8 protein-coding genes are annotated in these 5504 nt (G+C 64.1%); 1 reads left to right on the forward strand and 7 read right to left on the reverse strand.

The genetic code is table 11. From position 1 onward, the window contains the following. On the forward strand, positions 1–565 hold a 565-nt coding region (locus AC1DOC_RS17110), incomplete at its 5' end, for a helix-turn-helix transcriptional regulator (protein WP_478130141.1). Between the two features lie 13 nt (positions 566–578). On the opposite strand, the gene dnaB is transcribed toward AC1DOC_RS17110, so the two are convergent. The 7 genes from dnaB to AC1DOC_RS17145 all read right to left on the reverse strand — a co-directional run. Beyond that, positions 579–1988: a replicative DNA helicase gene (gene dnaB / locus AC1DOC_RS17115; RefSeq protein WP_478130142.1), complete on the reverse strand. Its 1410-nt coding sequence runs from the start codon at positions 1986–1988 to the stop codon at positions 579–581. A gap of 170 nt (positions 1989–2158) precedes the next feature. After that, positions 2159–2611 carry a 50S ribosomal protein L9 gene (rplI, locus tag AC1DOC_RS17120; protein ID WP_007830783.1) on the reverse strand — a complete coding sequence of 151 codons (453 nt, stop codon included), beginning with the start codon at positions 2609–2611 and terminating at the stop codon, positions 2159–2161. A 15-nt stretch (positions 2612–2626) separates the two neighbouring features. Continuing rightward, positions 2627–2908 carry a 30S ribosomal protein S18 gene (gene rpsR / locus AC1DOC_RS17125; RefSeq protein ID WP_007830781.1) on the reverse strand — a complete coding sequence of 94 codons (282 nt, stop codon included), beginning with the start codon at positions 2906–2908 and terminating at the stop codon, positions 2627–2629. A gap of 21 nt (positions 2909–2929) precedes the next feature. Beyond that, positions 2930–3247, reverse strand: a complete 318-nt coding sequence (gene priB / locus AC1DOC_RS17130) for a primosomal replication protein N (RefSeq protein ID WP_230537706.1) — start codon at positions 3245–3247, stop codon at positions 2930–2932. A 4-nt stretch (positions 3248–3251) separates the two neighbouring features. Then, the gene (gene rpsF / locus AC1DOC_RS17135) at positions 3252–3626 is read right to left on the reverse strand and encodes a 30S ribosomal protein S6 (RefSeq protein ID WP_012746958.1); all 375 of its coding nucleotides are present in this window, start codon (positions 3624–3626) and stop codon (positions 3252–3254) included. Positions 3627–3741: 115 nt separating this feature from the next. Continuing rightward, positions 3742–4260, reverse strand: coding sequence for a hypothetical protein (locus AC1DOC_RS17140; RefSeq protein ID WP_012746957.1), 519 nt, complete (start codon positions 4258–4260; stop codon positions 3742–3744). A 196-nt stretch (positions 4261–4456) separates the two neighbouring features. Further along, on the reverse strand, positions 4457–5504 hold a 1048-nt coding region (locus AC1DOC_RS17145), incomplete at its 5' end, for a putative PEP-binding protein (protein ID WP_478130143.1).

The raw sequence follows: 5504 nt of genomic DNA on the forward strand, positions 1-5504 counted from the left end.
GGGTGCGGGCTTCGAGCTGCCGCCGCTGATGGGTGCGGGCTTCGAGCTGCCGCCGCTGATGTTCACGCAGGACGAAGCTTCGGCGCTCGTGGCCGCGGCCCGCCTGGCGCAGAGCTGGGTCGATCCGGCGCTCGCGCGCGACATCGAGACCGGGCTCGGCAAGATCCTCTCGGTGCTGCCGCCGGCGGCGCGCGTCTCGGCCGAGGCGCTGGCGCTCTACGCACCTGCACTCGGCCTGGGCGACGCGCTGCGCACGCGGCTGCAGACCCTGCGGGAAGCCGTGCAGGCGCGCCAGAAACTGCGCCTTCACTATCGCGACGTGTCGGGCGATGCCAGTGAACGCATCGTGCGTCCGCTCGGTTGCTTCTACTGGGGCAAGGTCTGGACGCTCTCGACCTGGTGCGAGCTGCGCAACGACTTCCGCGGTTTTCGCATCGACCGCATGGATGCGGTCGACGTGCTGCCCGAACGCTTTCGCGACGAAGCAGGCAAGACGCTGGCCGACATGCTGCGCCAGGTGAAGGCGCGGGCGGCCGAAGCGAAGCTGCCGCAGCCGCAGAAATGAAGATGAGGCAGGGTCAGTAGTCGTCGCTGCTGCCGTAGCTGGCCAGGTTCTCGAACTTGGTGAGCGGCTTGAGGAAGGTCAGCTTGACGGTGCCCGTGGGCCCGTTGCGGTGCTTGCTGATGATCACCTCGGCCACGCCCGGCTCCTTGCTGTTCTTGTCGTAGTAGTCGTCGCGGTAGATGAACATGATGATGTCCGCGTCCTGCTCGATGGCGCCGGATTCGCGCAGGTCGCTCATCATGGGACGCTTGTCGGTGCGGCTTTCGACGCCGCGGCTCAACTGCGACAGCGCGATCACCGGGCACTTGAGCTCCTTGGCGAGCATCTTCAGGCCACGCGAGATTTCGCCCACGGCCGTGGCGCGGTTCTCGTCGTTCATGCTGGTCGACACGCTCATGAGCTGGAGGTAGTCGACCACGATCAGGCCGAGGCGCCCGTACTGGCGCGCCAGGCGGCGCGCATTGGCACGCAGCTCGCTGGTGGTCAGGCCAGGGGTCTCGTCGATGTGCAGCGACACGTTGCGCAGCTTCTCGATCGCTTCCGTGAGGCGCGGCCATTCTTCGTCGCTGAGCTTGCCGGTGCGCAGGTGTCCCTGGTCGATGCGCCCGATCGAACCCACGATGCGCACCGCCAGCTGCGACGCACCCATTTCCATCGAGAAGACCGCCACCGGCAGCCCTTCGTTGAGCGCCACGTGCTCGGCGATGTTGATGGCCAGCGAGGTCTTGCCCATGGAAGGGCGCGCGGCCAGCACGATCATGTCGCCCGGCTGCAGGCCSGAGGTCATCTTGTCGAASTCGTRGAAGCCGGTGCGMAYGCCCGTGATGTCGTTCGGGTTCTCSGCCATYTCGGTCACGCGGTCGAGCAGYTCGACCACCAGGGCATCCATGCTCTGGAAGCCCTGCTTCATCCGCGTGCCTTCTTCGCCGATGTTGAAGATCTTCTGCTCGGCCTCGTCCAGGATCTTGTCGACCGACTTGCCCTGCGTGTTGAACGCATTGGTCGCGATCTCGTCGCTTGCGGAGACGAGTTTCCGCAGGATCGAGCGTTCGCGCACGATCTCCGCGTAGCGGCGGATGTTGCTCGCGCTCGGCACATACTGCGCGAGCGAATTGAGGTAGACCAGGCCGCCGATTTCATCGGCCTTGCCCAGGCCCTGCAGCTGCTCGTAGACCGTGATGACATCGGCCGGCTTGCTGGCGTTGATCAATCCGCCGATCGCGGCATAGATCAGCTTGTGTTCGTGGCGGTAGAAGTCGCCATCCACCAGCAGGTCGCCCATGCGGTCCCAGGCACCGTTGTCGAGCAGCAGGCCGCCGAGCACGCTCGACTCGGCCTCGATCGAATGAGGCGGAATGCGAAGCTGGGCAACTTGACGATCGGCCGACGGGTCATTGTCGGCATAGGAAAAAACGGCGGACATGGACTTCCCTTGCAACCCTGCATGCTAAGCCGCGCACGCGCTGGCGTGTGTGGACAAAGTTGTGAATAAACAGTGATCTTTCAGTGCATCGCGCTGGAAAACCGGTGCGCAGAAAGACAAAAGCCGCCCGGAGGCGGCTTTTGCGGCAGCGCACAAGGCGCTGTGGACGATCAGGCGGTTTCGCCGTAGACCGTGACGGTGATGTCGACCACCACGTCGGTGTGCAGCGCAACGCTCACGGTGCTGTCGCCGACGACCTTGATTGGGCCGTTGGGCAGGCGCACTTGCGACTTGGCAACCTTGTAGCCTTGCTTGCCCAGTTCTTCGGCGATGTCGCCGTTGGTGACCGAGCCGAACAGGCGGCCGTCGACGCCGGCCTTTTGGGTCAGCTTGACAGTGGTGCCGCCGAGCTTCTCGCCCTGGGCTTGCGACTCGGCCAGCTTGGCGGCCGCAGCCTTTTCGAGTTCGACGCGCTTGGCTTCGAATTCGGCCTTGTTGGCAGCGGTGGCGCGGCGGGCGCGGCCCGTCGGGATCAGGAAGTTGCGTGCGTAGCCGTCCTTGACCTTGACGATGTCGCCCAGGCCGCCGACGTTCAGAACCTTGTCCAGAAGAATGATTTGCATGGTGTGTGCTCCTTCTTAGACGCGGTGCTGGTCGCTGTACGGCACCATGGCCAGGAAGCGCGCGCGCTTGATGGCGGTGTTCAGCTGGCGCTGGTAGATCGCGCGCGTACCGGTCAGGCGGGCGGGGATGATCTTGCCGTTTTCGCTGATGAAGTCACGCAGCGTGTCGATGTCCTTGTAGTCGATTTCCTCGACGCCAGCGACGGTGAAGCGGCAGAAGCGCTTGCGCTTGAACAGCAGCGACTGGGTGTTGCGCTTCGGGCGCTTGTCTTTGTTGAATTTCTTGAACGTGGCCATTTGGGGACCTCTTGTCGAAAATTAATCTTGCTGAAAATCCTGGATGTGCAGGACCGGATGCTTGCCATTGCCCGGTGTCGCGAGGAAGCCCTGAAAACGCCAGAGACTTCCCATCGACTGCGTTGCGAGCCGTTCGGCGATGGCGCCGAAGGCAACGGCCCTGAGGGCCGTTTTCACCTGCCTGGCTTTTCCTGCCTCCTGGAGCGTCGACTCGTGTTCGAGCTTCAGATCGATGGCGGGAAGGCCGGCCGGCGTGTATCGCAAGGCTCCGAGTTCGGCAACCGAGGCGGTCAGCACCAGCTGATTGACACCGGTTGCCGCAGCAGCGGCAGCGGTCACGCCATCAGCTGTTGTTGGCGGCGTATTCGGCCTGCTGAGCCTTGCGGGCTTCTTCGCGCTCGACCGTCTTCATCATCGACGAAGGACCGGTTTCGGCCTTCTTCTTCTGGACGGTGAGGTGGCGCAGCACGGCATCGTTGAACTTGAACGCGTGTTCCAGTTCGCCCATCACGGTTTGCTCGGCTTCGATGTTGACGCACAGGTAGTGCGCCTTGCTGAGCTTGTTGATCTGGTAGGCCAGCTGGCGGCGGCCCCAGTCCTCAACGCGGTGGACCTTGCCGCCGCCGGCCGTGATGAGGCCCTTGTAGCGCTCCAGCATGGCCGGAACTTGTTCGCTCTGATCCGGGTGGATCAGCAAAATGATTTCGTAGTGACGCATGGCACTCCTTGTGGATTCTTCCGTGGAAGAGGAAAAGCCACCTGCAGCGTCGGGCGCAGTGTGGCAAGGCAAAGCCGGCTATTGTAGCACTGCTTGCGGCCACGCGTGTCCAGCGTCAGTCTTTCAGGGCCCTGTCCAGCGCCGCGGCCTTCTCTGCGCCCACTGCGGCGCGGATCTTGGGCGCCAGGGCGACCAGGTCTTCGTAGCTGGTGGTGCCTTCGACCTGCAGGTTGAGCCTGAAGCCCATCAGGCCGAGCGAGCCGGTCAATTGGGTGGCAATGGGATAGGCATCCTTGTAGCGCTGCTGCCTGCTGCGCCCGGAGGGCGGCGCGGGTTCGGCCGGTTTTGGCGCCGCCGGCGCCTTGCTTGCGGCTGCCGGTGCCGCAGGTGCCTCGGACACGGGCGCCCTGGCTGGCGCCGGCGCAGCCGGCTTGCTTGCCGCCACGGGTCCGAGCAGCCCCAATTCGACCATCTGGTCGATTTCTTCTCGCCCGATGCCCGTTCCGGAGGCAAGCACCTCGTCGACCGAGCGCTTGCCGTCGAACAGGATGAACGCGGTGCGCTGGCGCGGCGAAAGCGGCACCGAGCGATCCTTGAGAACCTGCTGTCCGGCTTCTGTCTTGACAAGAATCATGATGGTTTCTTTCGCGAAATACCGGCGTGTGCGGCAACGAGCGGTTCGCCTTGCGAACCCACTCGCCGCCGGATGTCACGAGTCTGACACGAGTAACACATTGTGATTCATTCCGGCAGGCCGCAAAGCGGGAATTTCCCGATGGGAATCCCGCAGGCCTGCCGTGCGGCGGGCAGGTCCGCCGCCCTCCTCCCTGTCAGCGCTTGGCGAGCTGCTGCCAGGTGTCGATGACGCTGTCCGGATTGAGCGAAATCGACTCGATGCCCTGCTCCGCCAGCCAGAGCGCGAAGTCCGGGTGGTCGCTGGGGCCCTGGCCGCAGATGCCGACGTACTTGCCCTCGGCCTTGCAGGCCTTGATGACGCGGCTCAGCAGCGCCTTGATGGCCGGGTCGCGCTCGTCGAAGTCGGCGGCCAGCAGTTCGAGCCCCGAATCGCGGTCCAGGCCGAGCGTGAGCTGGGTCAGGTCGTTCGAGCCGATCGAGAAGCCGTCGAAGTACTTCAGGAACTCTTCCGGCAGGATGGCGTTGCTCGGCACCTCGCACATCATGATCAGCTTGAGCTCGTTCTCGCCGCGCTTGAGGCCATGTTCGCCAAGCAGCGTGGTGACGCGTTCGGCCTGGCCCAGCGTGCGCACGAAGGGCACCATGATCTGCACGTTGATAAGGCCCATGTCGTTGCGCACGCGCTTGAGTGCCTCGCATTCCATGGCAAAGGCCTCGCCGAAATCCTTGCTCAGGTAGCGCGCGGCGCCGCGGAAGCCGAGCATCGGGTTTTCTTCTTCCGGCTCGTAGCGGCTGCCGCCGATCAGCTTGCGGTATTCGTTCGACTTGAAGTCCGACAGGCGGACGATCACCTTCTTGGGCCAGAAGGCCGCAGCGATGGTCGCGATGCCTTCGGCCACCTTGTCGACATAGAAGGCGCGCGGCGAGGCATGGCCGCGGGCCACGGATTCAACGGCCTTCTTCAGGTCGTTGTCGACGTTCGGATAGTCGAGGATCGCCTTCGGATGCACGCCGATGTTGTTGTTGATGATGAACTCGAGGCGGGCCAGGCCCACGCCSTGGTTCGGSAKCTGSSMGAAGTCGAAGGCCAGYTGCGGGTTGCCGACGTTCATCATCAGCTGGATGTCGATCTCGGGCATCACGCCGCGCTGCACTTCSGTSACCTCGGTYTCGAGCAGGCCGTCGTAGATGAAGCCGGTGTCGCCCTCGGCGCAGCTCACGGTCACGAGCGTGCCGTCCTTC

Source organism: Variovorax sp. 01T439_2 (assembly GCF_056398445.1).